The organism is Actinomyces ruminis, from assembly GCF_002154335.2.
Classification (GTDB): domain Bacteria; phylum Actinomycetota; class Actinomycetes; order Actinomycetales; family Actinomycetaceae; genus Actinomyces; species Actinomyces ruminis.
In genome coordinates this window covers 20,120-36,296 of the sequence record NZ_MTPX02000045.1, presented here as the reverse complement: position 1 = coordinate 36,296, position 16,177 = coordinate 20,120, and the positions used below count along the sequence as shown (strand labels likewise).

Annotated in this window: 14 protein-coding genes and 2 pseudogenes; 8 read left to right on the top strand and 8 right to left on the bottom strand. The window is 69.6% G+C overall.

Features of this window, described 5'->3' with window-relative positions; all coding sequences use genetic code 11:
- Positions 1-79: 79 nt before the first annotated feature.
- The 3 genes and pseudogenes from BW737_RS09495 to BW737_RS09485 form a co-directional block, all read right to left on the bottom strand.
- Positions 80-1,118 (bottom strand): annotated as a pseudogene (locus BW737_RS09495) (Gfo/Idh/MocA family protein).
- A gap of 1 nt (position 1,119) precedes the next feature.
- Positions 1,120-2,249 (bottom strand): annotated as a pseudogene (locus tag BW737_RS09490) (DegT/DnrJ/EryC1/StrS family aminotransferase).
- Positions 2,249-2,944 carry an acyltransferase gene (locus BW737_RS09485; protein ID WP_086615640.1) on the bottom strand — a complete coding sequence of 232 codons (696 nt, stop codon included), beginning with the start codon at positions 2,942-2,944 and terminating at the stop codon, positions 2,249-2,251. Before BW737_RS09485 ends, BW737_RS09490 begins: the two are co-directional and overlap by 1 nt.
- Before the next feature lie 111 nt (positions 2,945-3,055).
- On the opposite strand from BW737_RS09485, the gene BW737_RS09480 reads away from it, so the two are divergent.
- Positions 3,056-3,769 carry a glycosyltransferase family 2 protein gene (locus BW737_RS09480; RefSeq protein ID WP_086615639.1) on the top strand — a complete coding sequence of 238 codons (714 nt, stop codon included), beginning with the start codon at positions 3,056-3,058 and terminating at the stop codon, positions 3,767-3,769.
- 21 nt (positions 3,770-3,790) lie between these two features.
- A complete protein-coding gene (locus BW737_RS09475) occupies positions 3,791-4,144 on the top strand; it encodes a DUF2304 domain-containing protein (protein WP_086615638.1) in 354 nt (117 codons plus the stop codon).
- Positions 4,145-4,531: 387 nt separating this feature from the next.
- On the opposite strand, the gene BW737_RS09470 is transcribed toward BW737_RS09475, so the two are convergent.
- Positions 4,532-5,377, bottom strand: coding sequence for a glycosyltransferase family 2 protein (locus BW737_RS09470; protein ID WP_420835737.1), 846 nt, complete (start codon positions 5,375-5,377; stop codon positions 4,532-4,534).
- A gap of 158 nt (positions 5,378-5,535) precedes the next feature.
- Between BW737_RS09470 and BW737_RS09465 the strand changes: the two genes are divergently transcribed.
- From BW737_RS09465 to BW737_RS18305, 3 genes are read left to right on the top strand one after another with little or no spacing between them, the layout of a single operon-like run.
- Positions 5,536-6,819 carry an LCP family protein gene (locus BW737_RS09465; RefSeq protein ID WP_086615646.1) on the top strand — a complete coding sequence of 428 codons (1,284 nt, stop codon included), beginning with the start codon at positions 5,536-5,538 and terminating at the stop codon, positions 6,817-6,819.
- A 52-nt stretch (positions 6,820-6,871) separates the two neighbouring features.
- A complete protein-coding gene (locus BW737_RS09460) occupies positions 6,872-8,065 on the top strand; it encodes an LCP family protein (protein ID WP_257210673.1) in 1,194 nt (397 codons plus the stop codon).
- Entirely contained in the window at positions 7,966-8,337 is a 372-nt protein-coding gene (locus tag BW737_RS18305; RefSeq protein ID WP_257210672.1) for an LCP family protein, read from the top strand. Before BW737_RS09460 ends, BW737_RS18305 begins: the two co-directional genes overlap by 100 nt.
- Positions 8,338-8,902: 565 nt before the next feature.
- Here the strand turns inward: BW737_RS18305 and galE are convergent.
- From galE to BW737_RS09445, 3 genes are all read right to left on the bottom strand, one after another.
- Positions 8,903-10,003: a UDP-glucose 4-epimerase GalE gene (gene galE / locus BW737_RS09455; protein WP_086615637.1), complete on the bottom strand. Its 1,101-nt coding sequence runs from the start codon at positions 10,001-10,003 to the stop codon at positions 8,903-8,905.
- Between the two features lie 99 nt (positions 10,004-10,102).
- Positions 10,103-10,594 (bottom strand): 5-(carboxyamino)imidazole ribonucleotide mutase, encoded by a 492-nt coding sequence (gene purE / locus BW737_RS09450; RefSeq protein WP_086615645.1) that lies wholly within the window; start codon positions 10,592-10,594, stop codon positions 10,103-10,105.
- A gap of 166 nt (positions 10,595-10,760) precedes the next feature.
- Entirely contained in the window at positions 10,761-12,014 is a 1,254-nt protein-coding gene (locus BW737_RS09445) for a 5-(carboxyamino)imidazole ribonucleotide synthase (protein WP_086615636.1), read from the bottom strand.
- A gap of 38 nt (positions 12,015-12,052) precedes the next feature.
- Between BW737_RS09445 and BW737_RS09440 the strand changes: the two genes are divergently transcribed.
- The 3 genes from BW737_RS09440 to BW737_RS09430 all read left to right on the top strand — a co-directional run bounded on the left by BW737_RS09440 (position 12,053) and on the right by BW737_RS09430 (position 14,810).
- On the top strand, positions 12,053-13,297 hold the full coding sequence (locus BW737_RS09440) for a hypothetical protein (RefSeq protein WP_420835736.1): 1,245 nt from the start codon (positions 12,053-12,055) through the stop codon (positions 13,295-13,297).
- Positions 13,298-13,407: 110 nt separating this feature from the next.
- Positions 13,408-13,947 carry a GtrA family protein gene (locus tag BW737_RS09435; RefSeq protein ID WP_086615635.1) on the top strand — a complete coding sequence of 180 codons (540 nt, stop codon included), beginning with the start codon at positions 13,408-13,410 and terminating at the stop codon, positions 13,945-13,947.
- A 176-nt stretch (positions 13,948-14,123) separates the two neighbouring features.
- The gene (locus tag BW737_RS09430) at positions 14,124-14,810 is read left to right on the top strand and encodes a VTT domain-containing protein (RefSeq protein WP_257210674.1); all 687 of its coding nucleotides are present in this window, start codon (positions 14,124-14,126) and stop codon (positions 14,808-14,810) included.
- Between the two features lie 172 nt (positions 14,811-14,982).
- On the opposite strand, the gene BW737_RS09425 is transcribed toward BW737_RS09430, so the two are convergent.
- A complete protein-coding gene (locus tag BW737_RS09425) occupies positions 14,983-16,110 on the bottom strand; it encodes an LCP family protein (protein WP_086615634.1) in 1,128 nt (375 codons plus the stop codon).
- Positions 16,111-16,177: the final 67 nt, after the last annotated feature.

Below are 16,177 nucleotides of genomic sequence, written 5' to 3'. Positions count from 1 at the left end.
CCGCCCCGCGGCGGGCACGCAGGCAGCTGCCGCAAGCGCCGTGCCCGCACCGGCGGCGGCCAGGCGAGCAGACGGCGGTTCACAGCTGTACCGTGCGGCCCTCGGCCGCGGAGGTGAGCACCGCCTCGACGACGCGCAGGGTGGCCACGCCCTCGGCCATGGTGACGTGCTCGCCGCCCACACCGCGCACGGCATCGCGGAAGCGCTCCTGCTCCAGGGCCAGCGGCTCGCGCTTGGGGATGGCGTAGCGGATGACGTCGCCCTCGGTCACGCCGCGGAAGTTGGCAACCTGGTCCCAGTCGGAGGTGACGGTGCCATTGGCGTAGAAGGTCAGGTCGCCGGTGAGGGTGTCCGCCACGAAGGCGCCCTTCTCCCCCGTGACGATGGTGACGCGCTCCTTGAAGGGGGTCAGCCAGTTGACCACGTGGGAGACGATCACGCCGCTGGCCAGCACCCCGGAGGCGACCACCATGTCCTCGTTCTCCCGCCCAGAGCGGTGGGCAACCTGGGCACTGATGGAGACGTAGGGCGAGCCGGCCACCCAGGCGGTCAGGTCGATGTCGTGGGTGGCCAGGTCCTTGACTACGCCGACGTCGCTGATGCGCGCCGGGAAGGGGCCCTGACGGCGGGTGAGGACCTGATAGACCTGCCCCAGCTCGCCGGCGTCGAGGCGCTCCCGCAGCGCGCAGGGCCGGGTTGCAGCGCTCCACGTAGCCGACGGCACCCACCAGTCCGCGGGAGGCGAAGGCGTCGCGCACGCGCTCACCGGCCGCCACGGAGTGGGCGATGGGCTTTTCCACCATGGTGGGCACGCCCGCCTCCGCCAGCGCCAGCGCGACCTCCTCGTGGTAGACGGTGGGGACGGCGACCATGGCGGCGTCCAGGCCGGTGTCGATGAGGGCGTGCACGTCCGGCAGGACTTCTAGGTCCCCGGCGACGCCGAAGCGGTCGCCACCCGGGTCCGCAACCGCGACCAGTTCCACACCCTCCGTGGCGCGGATGACGCGGGCGTGGTGGCGGCCCATGGAGCCCAGGCCGATCAGGCCCAGGCGCAGCGGGGCACCGTCGGTGCCCTTGTCCGGGAGGGTGTGCAGCGGAGCAGCGGCGTTCGCACTCATGTCAGGCACCCGCCTTCACGACGGCGGTCACGGCCTGGACAATCCGGTCCAGGTCCGCCTGCGACAAGGAGGGGTGCACTGGCAGGGACAGGCACTCGCGCGCCACCAGCTCGGTGTTCGGCAGCTCGAGGCCTGGGGCGTAGGGGGCCAGGGACTCCAGGCGGTGGTTGGGGATCGGGTAGTAGACGCCGGTGCCGACCTGCCACTCCTCACGCAGCACACTCTGGGCGGCGTCGCGCTCGGCGGCGGTGGCCCCCTCCAGGCGAATCGTGTACTGGTGGTAGACGTGCCGGTAGCCTCGGGGACGGCCGGGGTGAGCACGCCGGGGACGGCGGCGAGCCCGGCGTCCAGGGCGGCGGCGTTGGCGCGGCGGGTCTCGGTCCAGCCGTCCAGCTTCTTCAGCTGCACCCGTCCCACGGCGGCCGCCACGTCCGTCATGCGGTTGTTCAGGCCCACCAGTTCGTTGGCGTACTGCTTCTCCATGCCCTGGTTGCGCAGCAGGCGCACGCGGCGCGCCAACTCGGCGTCACCGGTGGTGACCATGCCGCCCTCCAGGGTGGTCATGTTCTTGGTCGGGTAGAAGGAGAAGGAGCCCCACGCCCCGAAGGTGCCCACGGGCTTGCCGTTGATGGCGGCGCCGTGCGCCTGGGCGCAGTCCTCGAAGACCGCCAGGTGGTGGCGGGCGGCGATCTCCAAGATCGCGTCCATGCTGGCCGGCAGGCCGTACAGGTGCACCACCTCGATGGCGACCGTGTTGTCGGTGATGGCGGCCTCCACGGAGGCCGGGTCCAGGGTGAAGGTGACCGGGTCGATGTCGGCGAAGACGGGCTTGGCGCCGGTGATGGCCACGGAGTTGCCGGTAGCCGCGAAGGTGAAGGAGGGGACAATCACCTCCGGAACGGCGCCCCCGGCCTTGAGGTCGCACGCCAGGGTGGCCAGGTGCTGGGCGGAGGTGCCGGAGTTGACGGCGACGGCGTGGGCGCCGGCTACCACCTGGGCGGAGAACTCCTCCTCGAAGGCGGCGACCTGCGGCCCCTGTACGACCATGCCGGAGGCCATGACGGCGTCGACGGCGGCGCGCTCCTCGTCCCCGATGATCGGCTTAGCGGCGGGAATGAACTCGCGTGACATCAGTGGGTGACCTCCCGGATCGTGTTATCGGAACTGTTGGCAGCAAGTGTTTCTTCGTATAGGGCCCCGGTTGCGGGGCAGCGCCACCGGCGCGTGCCGAGGGCCGATTCGACGGCGTCCGGAGTACCGGCGGCACCGGGCGCGGAGGCGTCCGCGGCGTCGTCCTCCACGGGTACGAGCGGCTCGCCGGCGCGGCCCACCCAGCCGATACGACGGGCGGGCACCCCGGCCACCAGCGCGTGCGCGGGCACGTCCTTGGTGACGACGGCGCCTGCGGCGACGGTGGCCCAGGCGCCGATCTGCACGGGAGCGACGCACACGGCGCGCGCCCCGATGGAGGCGCCCTCTTGCACGGTGACGCCGACCGGCTCCCAGTCGGAGGCTGATTTGAGGGTGCCGTCGGGGTTGACGGCGCGGGGGAAGTGGTCGTTGGTGAAGGTGACGGCCGGGCCGACGAACACGCCGTCGGCGAGTCGCGCGGGCTCGTAGATCAGCGCGTAGTTCTGCACCTTGCAGTTGCGCCCCATGCGCACGCCCTCACCGATGTAAGCGCCGCGGCCGACGATGCAGCCCTCGCCGAGTACTGCGTGTTCGCGCACCTGGGCCAGGTGCCAGATGGAGGAGCCGTCGCCGATGGTCGCCTCGGGTGAGACGTCAGCGGATGGGGCGATCCGGGCGGGACTGGCCGGACTCATGGCGGCTCCTCACTGGCCTATGGCTGGGCACTGGGTGTACGTCGAAGCACCGACCGCAACCGGGCGGCGCTGCTCGGTCATCTTAAGCCAATCGTGTGCGAGAATGTGGCAGTGACGTCCCTCGATGGCCAGCAGTCGCCCCCCGCCCCGGTTGTCCAGCTTACCGACGCCTGGTTGGTGATCCCGCTGTTCAACGAGGCCCGGGTGGTGCGCGGCGTCATTGAGGAGGCGCGGCGTGTTTTCCCGCTGGTCGTGGCCGTCGATGATGGCTCGCGGGACGACTCGGCGGTACAGGCCGCGGCGGGCGGCGCCGTCGTCGTCCGGCACCCGCTTAACCTGGGGCAGGGGGCGGCACTGCAGACCGGTATCACCTACGTGTTGGAACGCACCGACGCCAACTACGTGGTGACCTTCGACGCCGACGGGCAGCACGCCGTCGCCGATGCCGCCGCCATGGTGCAGGCGGCCCGCGAAGAGGACCTGGCCTTCGTGCTGGGCTCGCGGTTCCTCCAGGGCCCCTCCCCCGTCGGCTGGCTCAAGCGGCTCGTATTGAAAACCGCCGCAGTGGCGGCCTCGCATACCACCGGCATGCATCTGACCGACGCACACAACGGCCTGCGGGTTATCCGCCGCGACGCCGCCGCACAGCTCGACCTACGGCAAAACCGGATGGCGCATGCCTCCGAGATCATCCGCCAGCTCGGTGCCACCGGGCTGCCATGGCGCGAGTTCCCCGTGCACATCGCCTACACCGAGTACTCCAAGGGCAAGGGGCAGTCGTTGTGGAACTCAATCAACATCCTGGTCGACCTGCTGTTCTCGTAGGCACCAGTCATACTTGAGGGCATGAGTTCGCAGATCATCATCCAGGTCTTCCTCATCGCAGCAGTCGCCGCCATGGGGTGGATGATGTTGCGCTCCCCGGGCGGCGCGCGTCACCAGGCGGGTCGTCGGCTCCTGACCCTGGCCTTCGTCGTTTTCGCCATCGCCGCGATCGTGGCGCCGTCCCTACTGACCCAGCTGGCGCACCTGGTGGGGGTCGGCCGCGGCACCGACCTGCTGTTGTATGCGCTAGTGGTGGCCTTCCTGTTCCAGATCCTGTCCTCGTTTCGGCGCAATGCGGCCCGCGAGCGGCAGATCACCCGACTGGCCCGGCGTGTGGCGCTCGATGACGCCCCGCCGCCACCCACACTTCCCTAGGACGAGCTGCCCGTGGCGGCGGGCGACGTCGTCCCGGCAAGGTTCGGTGCCGCCCTGGCAAGGATCGGTGTCCTCTAAGCGGGCTGACGGCGGTGTGGTGGACCGCCGTCCCGCACCTCACGTACGGTTTTCCGTCTCACGTACGCGTTTGGGAGGTTTCTCCGCGCCGGGACGTAGAAAACCTCCAAAACTCGTACGTTTGACCGAAATGCGTACGTGAGAGGCGAATGCGTACGTGAGAGGCGCAACCGCACGTCTGGCGCAAGCTGACGCATACGCCGCGCCTGGCCGATCAGTCTCCCGCACGCACCGCCTTGAGGACCTTTTGGACCTCGGATCAGCCTCAGCCGCGGCGGGCGGCGCGCACGGCGATCTCCTCGCGGGCCTTCAGCCCCGCGGACACCGCCCAGCGCACGGGCGCCTGCCAGACGGCCGGATGGCTGGAGTTGATGTAGCGACGCGCGGAGCGTGGTGAGCGCGGATCATGCGCTCGGGTCGGCTCTTCCAGCTGGCACCCTGCGCGTGGACGACGACGGCGTCCGGAACCTGCAGGTTGAGCCAGCCGGCCCGCCCCACGCGCGCCCCCAGATCGACGTCCTCGAAGAACATGAAGTAGTCCTCGTCGAAGCCGCCCAGCCGTTTCCAGGCGGCGGCGGGCAACAGCAGGCAGGCTCCGGACAGCCAGCCGACGGCGTGTGTAGCGTCCTCATTCGTACCGTGGTACGCGGCCGAGAAGGGGTTCCCCGGCCACACTCGCCCCAGGATGGCGTGGCCTGCCCCACCCACCAGGGACGGCAGGGCCCGGCCGGATGGGTAGACGCTCCCGTCCGGGTTGAGCAGCCGCGGCCCCAGGCAGCCGGCCCGCGGCTCGGCGCGGCCCGCCTCGATCAGCGTGTCCAGGCTGCCCGGGCACCACTGGATGTCCGGGTTGGCGACCACCAACCAGTCCTCGGTCAGGTCGCGGGCGGCAAGGTTGGCTCCCGCCCCATAGCCACGGTTGGTGCCGTCGCCGACGACGCGCGCCCCATACTGCTCGGCCGCGTACTTCACGCGCTCATGCTCGGTGCCATTGTCGGCGATGACGACGGTCGGGATCCGACTGGTGGCGGTACGCAGGGTTTCAAGGAAACGCTCCAACTCCTCGCCGGGGTTGTATGCGACCGTGACGACGCGAATCGTCTCCGGCGGTGGCCCGGCCGAGGCGCGAGGCGGGGTAGGCGCTGCGTCAGTCACGCGTGGGAGACTACACGCGCCGGCCGCCCGCGTGTGCACGCCAGTGAGCGGCTGCATACCTTAGGGTGGAATTACCACGAAATGACGACAATCGCCCGAGATTCCTCCGTGCGAAGAGCGCGGAATCACAGCTTCTCACAGACGGGTTCCTTATGATCATGGCCGTGCCTTCCCACGCCAAGCCCAAACCGCACGCGCGGCATTCCGCGAAGGACCTGACACGTCGCACCGTGCGCCGGTTCCTACTAGCCGGGCTAGCCGTGGTGCTGTTCGTGGTCTCCGGGGTCGGTATCGCCTACCACGACCTCCAGTCGCAAGTAAACACGATCGACATCAACGATCTTCTGGATGACGACCGCGGCACGCGCCAGGTGGCGGACAGTTACGAGGGCCAGGCCGTAAACATCCTCATCATTGGCACCGACTCCCGCGCGGGCGCGAATAACGTCGATGGCTCCGAGGGCAGCGAGGAGGTGGCGGTGGCCCGCTCGGACACCGCCATGATCCTCCACCTGCCGGCAGACCGCTCCCGTATCGAACTCGTCTCGATCCCGCGTGATCTACTGGTGGACATCCCCTCCTGCAAGACTGCCGACGGCGGCACCACCGCGGCCATGTCCTACACCCCGTTCAACACCGCCTTCGCCAACGGCGCCGGCGCCAGCGCCGATGATGACGCCATTGCCGCGGGGGTGGCCTGCACCATCGCCACGGTGGAGGACCTCACGGGGCTGTACATCGATGAGTACCTGGTGGTGGACTTCAACGGCCTGATCACCACGGTGGACGCGCTGGGCGGCGTCAACCTATACGTAGATGAGGACATCAACGACACCGAGTACACCAAGCTGGTCATGAGCAGCGGCTGCCAGCACTTGGACGGCGCCACCGCCCTGCAGTACGCGCGCGTGCGCCACGGTGTGGGCGACGGCTCGGACCGCCAGCGCATGCCCCGCCAGCAGAACCTAGTGGCAGCGATGCTGCGAACCGCCAAGTCCAAGAACTACCTCACCGACGCCGACGCCCTGTACAGCTTCGCCCGCGCCGCCCTGGGCTCGCTGACGGCCTCGCCGGGCCTCGGCTCCCTGACCACCCTGGCCGGGCTGGCCATGTCTGTCGGCGACGTCGGCATGGACCAGGTGACCCTGATCACCATGCCCAACGAGGAGGCCCCCTGGGACCTCAACCGCGCACTGCCCACGGACGAGGCCGACGCCGTCTGGGCGGCAATGCAGGCCGACACCCCCATCACGGAGGCATTGAACGACACAGCCTCCCAGGAGGCCACCGACACCTCCTCTGACGCCGGTTCAACAGAAACCGCGCAGGACGATCAGCCAACGCAGTCCGGCGCCGAGTCCGACCAGACCGGTGCCGCCACGGACGAGCACACGCCCACAGCCGATGCGACCACGGAGGACCCCGCCGCCCAGTGCTACTGAAACAGGCCCACGCCACCGCAACCGAGTCACAGGGACAGGAGGCCAGGTACCGGTGAGTTCCACCGACGACGGCGATCTTCCCCCATCCTTCACCCCCGGAACCGGCAAGCCCCGCCGCCGCGCCAGCAATCCGGGCCGCACGGCTCGGCCCTCCGGCCAGCAGGCCCGCCGCCCGGCCGCGATGCCCGCTAGTTTCGAGCCCCGGTCCAACGAGCGCAGTGTCGACGACGACGCCGGCGCTCACAGCGGCGCCGCCCCCCGCCGTCCGCTCACGCCGCGACGGGCGGCGTCGTCGGACGGTACTCCCGCCCGGGCGAGCGAGACCGGACGTGGTGGCACCCCCAGGAGTCGGGCGCGGGCCGGTTCATCGGCGGTGCCGCTGTCCCCCTCAGACTCCCGTCCCGAGCGCGCACCCGAGGGCACCCGGGTGCTGCCGGCCGGGCCCGCTCCGTCGGCGCGCAGCCGCAACGTGTCCCGCCCACCCACCGCGTCCCGACCAAGCCGACGGACGTATGCATCCTCACTGAGCGATCGCACTCAGCCCGAACCGCCGTCGCCCCCCACCCGCAAGAACAAGCGGCGCCACCCGCTGCGGTGGGTCGCCGCGGTCCTGGTGATCCTGCTGGCGCTGGTGGGTGCGCGCGCAGCCTGGCTGGTCCACGACGTGAACTCCAAGCTGCAGCGCGTCGAAGCACTGTCCGGCGCGGACGCCACTCCCGGCGAGACCTGGCTGATCGTCGGCTCCGACTCGCGGGCCGACGGCGCCGTCGCAGACAACACCGAGGGCGCCCGCGCTGACTCGATCATGCTGCTGCATAAGGCCCCCGGGGGACAGGCCTCACTGACCTCGCTACCCCGCGACACCTTCGTGGAGATTCCCGGTTACGGCGGCAACAAGATCAATGCCGCCTATTCCTACGGTGGCCCCACCCTGCTGGTATCCACCGTCGAACAGTTGACCGGTCTGACCATCGACCACTACGTCGAGGTCGGCATGGGTGGAGTGTCCTCCATGGTGGACGCCGTCGGCGGCATCAACGTCTGCCTGGATTACGACGTCAACGACGCCGACTCCGGCCTGGTCTGGGACACCTCCCAGGCGAGTGCCAGGAGGTCGATGGGGAGAAGGCGCTGGCCTACTCGCGCATGCGCAAGTCCGACCCGACCGGTGACATCGGGCGCGGCTTGCGGCAGCGTGCGGTCATCTCCGCAGTGGTGTCCAAGGCGGTGTCCACCTCCACGCTGACGAGCTTCTCGCAGCAGGACACACTGGTAGACGCCGGCACACAGGCGCTGACCGTCGACGAGAACGCCTCCATGGTCGACCTGGGCAAGATGCTGCTGGCCTTCCGCTCCGCCTCCAACGCCGGCCTGACCGGAGCACCGCCGATCGCCAGCCTGGACTACGAGCCGGGAGGAATCGGCGCCGCCGTCCTGCTGGAGGACACCACCGCTCCGGAATTCTTCGGCAAGCTGCGCGAGGGCACACTGACGACCGCCGACTTCAACCAGTCCTGAGCGCCCCGATGGGTCTGGATGGTCGCTCCGTAGCCCGACCCTGAAGTTCCAGCGCCCCAGGAACTCCGGGCCACACGGCAACAATCGGGCACTAGGCCACTTGATGGCCCGCCGCCGGGACGCTCCCATACTCACACCAGCACCTCGGCCGGGTGCGCCTGCTTCGGAGTAGGTTGCGGGCGCCGAACCGGCAACGCCCGCACACTCGAAACTGTCGGCGCGATTGCGTACCAGGGTCGGGGTTCTTCTCTGCAATAGCGGGGAGGAAAGTCAGGACCAGCTAGCAGTGAGTCAGGATCGGCAGGCCTCGCGCTGACGGGCCGCAAGCCGTGTCACCGCCCCGAGTTTGGACCGCCCACGTCGGTTTGGACCCCTTACGTCGGTTTGGACCCCTTACGTCGGTTTGGACCGCCCCAGTTGCACACAACGGCGGTCAAACCGGGGACAGCGGTCCAAATGGACTTACGCGGTCCAAACAGGGAAACGCGGTCCAAACCGAGGAGGCCGGCGGTGGACATCCCCACGACATGCCGGCCAACAGCACCACGCTCACGCTGACAAACCCTCATTCGCACCGGAGCTCATCAACCGCCCCGGCATGCTGCAGCCCCGCGCGATCTCCGAACGGGAAGCCGCGCGGGGCGAGTGCTAAGCAGGAATTGGCCTCAGCCGAAATGAGGCGGTCGGGGTCGGCCTGCCAGGCGGAGAAGGACGAGGAGACAATATCGTCCAGGTCGTGCTCGGCCTCCCAGCCGAGTACCTCACGGATACGAGTGGCGTCGCCTATCAACTGCGGCGGGTCGCCGGCGCGGCGGCCCAGTTCCTCCGGCTGTACCCGCTGGCCGGTGGCGGCGGCAACAGCGTCGATCACCTTGGAAACCACCTCACGGACCGACGAGCCCTTCCCGGTGCCGACGTTGAATACGTGCTGTTCCAGTTCCTCGCTGCCGGCCAGGTGATCCAGTGCGGCGATGTGGGCGCTGGCGAGGTCGCGCACGTGGATGTAGTCGCGGATACAGGTGCCATCCGGGGTGGGATAGTCGGTGCCGAAGATCTTCGGGGACTCCCCCCGGGCCAGGCGATCCAGCACCATGGGAATGAGGTTGAGGGTGGCCATGTCACCCAGGTCGTCCCAGCCGGCGCCGGCGACGTTGAAGTAGCGCAGGCCCGCCCAGCGCAGCCCCCAGGCGCGCTCGCAGTCGGCCATCATCCACTCGCCGATCAGCTTGGTCTCCCCGTAGGGGTTGATCGGGTGGCAGTCGATGTCCTCGGGCACGACCTCCACCGGCGGCATGCCGTAGACCGCGGCGGAGGAGGAGAAGATCATCTGCTCCACGCGGGCCTGTTCCATGGCCGCCAACATGTTGGCCAGGCCACCCACGTTCTGCTGGTAGTACCAGGCGGGCCGGGCCACGGACTCCCCCACCTGCTTACGGGCGGCGAAGTGGATGACCGCCTTGACGTTCTTACGCTCCATCAGGTCGGTCAGAACCTCGGTGGCGTTGCCGGCGGCGACATCGAGCTCAACCAGCTCGGCGCCCTCCACACGCCCGGGGGTCCCGTAGGACAGGTCGTCAACGACGACGACCTCGTCCCCACGTTCCAGCAGCAGACGAACAACATGGGCGCCGATGTAGCCGGCGCCTCCCGCGACGAGGATGCTCATGGGCAAATCGTACCGGGCGCGCTCTGGCCCCATATGCATCTAAAGTCCGGTTCGGCGGGTTAAGTCGCCGGGTCGCGCCGGCCGCACCACGGCGCCGACTCAGGAGCGGGCGGAAACCTCCAGGCGCAGCGCCTCTCCCTTGGCGTGGGCGGTCTCGGCCAGATCCGCCTGGAAGTCCCGCATGGCAGAGCGCAGCCGCTCGGCCTCGTCCCCCTCCCCCGCGCCCAGGATGCGGGCGGCGAGCAGGCCGGCGTTGCGGGCGCCGCCGATGGACACGGTGGCGACCGGCACTCCGGCCGGCATCTGCACGATCGACAGCAGCGAGTCCATGCCGTCCAGGTACTTCAGCGGCACGGGCACGCCGATCACGGGCAGTTCAGTGACGGCGGCGAGCATGCCCGGCAGGTGGGCGGCGCCGCCCGCGCCGGCGATGATCACCCGCAACCCGCGCCCAGCGGCGGCGCGCCCGTAGGCGAGCATCTCGTCGGGCATGCGGTGGGCGGAGACGACGTCGGCCTCGTAGGGGACGCCCAGGGCGTCGAGGGCCTCGGCGGCGGCACGCATGGTGGGCCAGTCGGAATCCGACCCCATGACGATGCCGACGACTGGCTGCTGGTCCTGCTGCTTGCTCACGGGGTGCTCCTGCCCTGAATCCGCCGAATCTGCCGTTTGCCTCGCATTGCCCGCGTCGGCCACGGCACGGGCACGCGCGCCAAGCCTATGCCCAACCGACGGCCACCGGGCCGCTCCGGCCTGCTCAGACCTCGCCGCGCAGGATCGCGACGACAGCGCCCGCACGCTCGCGCGCGACGTCGATCCCCGCCGGGTCGGTGGCCGCGGTGGTTAGGTTGACGTGTCCGAGCTTGCGGCCGGGCCGCCACTGCTTGCCGTACAGGTGGATGTGTGCCTGGGGTTCACGCTCCAGGGCACGGGCCAGAGCGTCGGCGGGTGGGAGCCGGTCGCCGCCCAGATAGTTGACCATGACGGTGGTGGGGGCGGTCGGCGTCGTCGCCCCCAGCGGCAGGTCCAGCACCGCGCGCAGGTGCTGGGCGAACTGGCTGGTGACGGCCCCGTCCTGGGTCCAGTGGCCGGAGTTGTGTGGGCGCATGGCCAGCTCGTTGATGTACAAGCGGGTGCCCTCGGGGGCTTCCACGGCGAACAGCTCCACGGCCAGCACGCCGGTGACGTTGTTCCGCTCGGCGATGGTCCGGCCAATGTGCTCGGCCTGGCGGGCGGCGGCCGGATCGAGCCCCGGCGCCGGGGCCACGGCCTGCACACAGATGCCGCCGGACTGCACGGACTCGATCACCGGCCAGACCGCGATCTGACCGGAGGGGCGCCGGGCCAACAGCACCGCCAGTTCCCGGGTGAAGGGGACCGCCTCCTCCACCAGCAGGCTGGTGACGGCGCCACCGCCCAGGGAGCCGCCCCCGCCCGTCCCGGCGGTGGCATTCCCGGCGCGGGCGGCCGCGGTGGTCTCCAGCCAGGTGGCGGCCTCGCCGTCGTCGAGGTCGGCGACGGAGTCGATCATGAGCACACCATGCCCGTCGTAGCCGCCACGCGGGGTCTTGAGCACCACCGGCCAGCCGTGTGCGGCCGCGAAGGCACCGATCTGGGCGCGCATTTCCTGCGCGTTCCCGGCGATCTCCGTCCAGGCCGGCTGGGGAAGTCCGGCGGCATCGACGGCGCGGCGCATGGCGAGCTTGTCGCGTGCCAGTAGCAGCGCCTCGGGGGCTGGACGCACCGGCACGCCCTCTGCCTGCAACCGGGACAGCAGGGCCGAGTCCTGGTGTTCGTGCTCGAAGGTGAGCGCGGCGGCGCCCGCTGCCAGGGCGCGAACGGCGTCCGCGTCGTCGGCCCGGCCCACCGGGGCGTCGACCGTCACCTGGGCGGCCGATCCGTCCGCCGCCTCCACGAGGGTACGCAGGTGGACGCCGAGGGCGGAGGCCTCCTCCTGCATCATGCGGGCCAACTGACCTCCGCCGATGACGGCGAGAATGGGAGCGCTCACGGCGCCAGCCTAGCGTCGATGCCGCTTACGCTGGCGCCGTGCCTGATTCCGTCACGCCCCCCGACTCCCCCGCACCCGCGAGCAGCGAAGCGCCCACATCCGTCGGCAACACCTCCCCCGCACCCGTCGGCGCGCCGGGCGCCCGGCTGTCTTACCTGACTGCGCTGCCGCACTGGGCGGCAGTGCTGGCGGTGTGGGCGGCGGCGAGCGCACTCTCGCTGCTGATCCTGCGCCTGGGCGCGCACGACACCGGGCAGACCGTGTGGGCCCCGGCAAGCCCGTCGTGGATGCAGCACGCCTCCTTCTGGGACTCCGGCTGGTACGAGCGAATCGCGCGCGAGGGCTATCCGACGCAGCTGCCGGTAGACGCCAATGGCACGGTGCAGCAGAACGCGTGGGCGTTCATGCCCCTGCTGCCCCTGCTGGCCCGCGCCCTGGCGTGGACGGGCTGGTCCTTCTATGCCTGCGCCACGGCCGTGTCGCTGTTGGCATCGGCGCTGGCGGCACAGGTCATGGACCGGTGGCTGGCGCCCCGTGTGGGGGCGGCGACTTCTTTGTGGGCGGTGGCGCTGGTTTGGTGCTCGCCGTGCGCCGTGGTGCTGCAACTGCCGTACGCGGAGTCGCTCGGCCTGCTGGCGGTGGCTTTGGCGTTCCTACTAGCCGAGCGCAGCCATTTCCTGGCGGCGGCGCCCGCCGTGGCTGCGGCGGCCTTGGCACGCCCACTCGGGGTGCCGCTGACGGCGGCGCTCGGGCTGTGGTGGCTGTGGGAGATGGCGCATGCACGCCGGTCCGCGGGGACGGCATCCGCCGGGGACACAGGCCTGACCCCGAGGGCGCGCGGAGGTTTGCTGGGGCTGACCGGCGTGGCGGCCGCGAGCGCCCTGGCCTGGCCGCTGCTCGCGTGGCTGGTCACCGGCCGCGCCGATGCCTACACCGCCACCGAAACCTCCTGGCGGGGCGGTGAGCTGGCGCCCCTGCAGCCCTGGCTGACGCGCAGTCAGTGGTGGGTGGGTGATCACCTGGGGCCGGTGTTGCTGGCCGGGGTGGTGGTGGTCGGTGCGCTGGTGCTGGCGGCGCCGACGCTGCGGCGGCTGGGCAGGCCGGCGTGGCTGTGGTGCGTGGCTATTGCCTGTACCTGCTGGTCTTCTTCGACCCGACCACGTCGGTGTTGCGCCTGCTGCTGCCGCTCGCTCCGGCGGGATGGGCCCTGGCCGCCCGGACCACACCGCGCATGCGGGCGATTCTGCTCGCCGTCGGTATTGTGGGGCAGGTGTTCTGGGTGAGCTGGGTGTGGGATGGATACAGCGCCGTCACCTGGGTGCCGTAGCTCCTAGCTGGTGACGCCGGACACGTTCCCAGCGCGCCCGTGCCGGAGGCTCCTAAGATCGTGCCTGTGACGAAAGCGAGACCCGAGGCGTTGGCCGCCCCCGCGAACGCACCCGCGCGGACACCCCGCGCGTCGGTGCCCGTCAACGCCCCCGCCACCCTCGGGACGCGACTGCTGGCCTGGCTGCAGGAGCTGACCCAGTTCGGACTGGTCGGCGCGCTCTCCTTCGTCATCGACTCCGGGCTGTTCAACCTGCTCCAGCACGGTCCCCTGGGGGTGCTTGCCGGGCACCCGAACACCGCCAACGTGATATCCGCCTGCGTGGCCACGTGCTTCTCCTGGGTGGCCAACCGCTCCTGGACCTACCGCGGTCGCACCCGGGAGAACGCCGCCCGGGAGGCATTCCTGTTTGCCTTCGCCAACGCCGGCGGCATCCTGATCACCCAGTTCTGCCTGCTGTTCGCCCACCACATCCTGGGTCTGACCGGCCCCCTGGCGGACAACATCGCCGCCTACGTCGTGGGCTTCGCCCTGGGCACCGCCTTCCGTTTCCTCTTCTACCACTACGTGGTGTTCACCGGCGACGCCGCCTCCCACGATCGCTGAGCCGGTCGCCCATCGACGCCCCAAGACGCGCGGCTCACACCGGCGTGCCCAATTCCACAGGCTAGATGCGATGCCCGTCTCGGCGACCGTTCAGGGTTTATTCCTACCCTGTTTACGTGACTGCATTGATCCCGGTAACCGCATCGTCCTCCGGGGTGCTGGCGGCTCTGCCCGCCATGCCCGCGCCCGCACTCGGCCCGGAATGGCTTGACGCCGCCAACATCATCACCAAGATCGTCGAGTGGTTCGGCCCCTGGGCGATCGTGGGCGTCATGCTCGTCATCTTCGCCGAGACCGGGCTGTTGGTCGGTTTCTTCCTGCCCGGTGACTCGCTGCTGTTCACGCTGGGAATGTTCGTCGCGACCGGCGCCGTCGGCGTGCCCATTTGGGTGGCCGCACCCCTGCTGTGGGTCGCAGCGATCATCGGTAACCAGACCGGTTACGCCATCGGACGCAAGGCGGGCCCGGCGATCTTCAACCGGGAGGATTCGCGCCTGTTCAAGCAGGAGTACGTCGAGCGCACCTCCGCCTTCTTTGAGAAGCACGGCGGCAAGGCGATCACGCTGGCTCAGTTCGTGCCGATCGTGCGCACCTTCACGCCGGTCATGGCCGGCGTCGGCCGGATGCGCTATTCCCACTTCCTGGGCTTCAACATGCTCGGCGCCACCTTCTGGGCCTTCGCCATCACCTGGCTCGGCTACTTCCTGGGGTCCATCACCTGGATCCAGAAGAACATCGACGTGATGATCCTGGCCATCGTGTTCGTGTCGGTGCTGCCGATGCTCATCAGCGCCGTGCGCGCCAAGCTGGGCTCCTCCAAGGTCGTCTCCGAGCAGGCCGCCGTCGTCGAGGTCGCCGAGTAGCAGGCGGGGGATGGCGTCCCTGCGCCAAGAACACGAGTTTGCGTCAGGAACACGAGTTTTAGAGCTTTGCACGTGCCCTGCGCCCGCAAACCTCCAAAACACGTGTCTTTGCGGGAAGCTCGTGTACGAGACGACGCCCAGCGGCCGAGCGCAGACCGCCCCGCCACGAGCGTCAGCTCACGGTCGCGGGCAGCAGCTCAATGGCGTCAGGATTGTTCTCCAGGTAGTCCGCCACGGTGTCATTCTGGAAGGCCTCGAACAGCGGCGCGTCCGCCTCGGCATCCAGCAGGACGATCGACTGCCCATCGGCACTGGTGCCGGTGCCGGTCGTCGGCACGGTCATGAAGTTGATGTCCGTGGAGTGAATGCCGCGCAATGCGGTCGCCAGCGACTGCATTTCGCCGATGGTGAAGTCGTCGTCCACCGCCAAGGTCTCGGTGACGGTGGTGAGGAAGGAGTACAGCTTCGTCGGGCTGGTCAGGATGCCGTTGTTCAGCACGGCGCCGACCATGGCCCGCATCCAGGCCTGCTGGCGGTTGACCCGATCGAAGTCTCCGTTCGGCAGGCTCTTGCGTTCACGCGCATAGGCGAGGGCCTGCTCGCCGTTGAGCAGTTGCGCACCGGCGTTGAACTCGGTGCCGGCGAGCGTCTGAGCATTCTTGAGGTTGATGGTGACCCCGCCGATCGCGTCGGTGATCTTGCTGAAGGACTCGAAGTCCGCAACCACGAAGTGATCTATGCGCACGCCCGTTAGCTGCTCAACGGTCTGGATCGTCAGGCTCGGCCCGCCGTAGGAGAAGGCGGCATTGATCTTGTTCTCCCCGTAGCCGGGGATGTCCACCCAGGAGTCACGTGGGATGGACATCACGGAGACGTCCTCACGGTCGCCGCTGATCTGCACCAGCATGATCGCGTCGGTGCGCTGCGCGCCGGCCTCCCACTGGTTGGGGTCGCCGGCGCTGATACGGGAGTCGGAGCCGAGCACCAGGATGTTCGTGGCAGGGTCCTCGGCGTCCTGTTCGGGGGCCCGGTCGCTGTCGGCAATCGCGGCGAAGGGGTCGCCGATGGTCTCGATATTGCCGGACAGGCGGTTGCGCAGCCACAGCCCGCCGATGGCCGTGCCCGCCACAATCACCAGTACGACGGCGAGCACGGACACCAACGCGATGCGCCAGCGCCGCCCGCTCCGGTTCTTGCGCCGCCGCCTGCTCGCGGATTCGGGCTGTCCGACGCCGCCCAGCACGTCGTCGCTGAAGTCGCCGCGGGCGCCATCGCCCACACGCTGCTCATCATCGCTCATGGCTCAATCTGACCACACCGAGCGAAACGGGAAGAGGCGCAGACATGGGGTTCCTGTCACAAGCCGG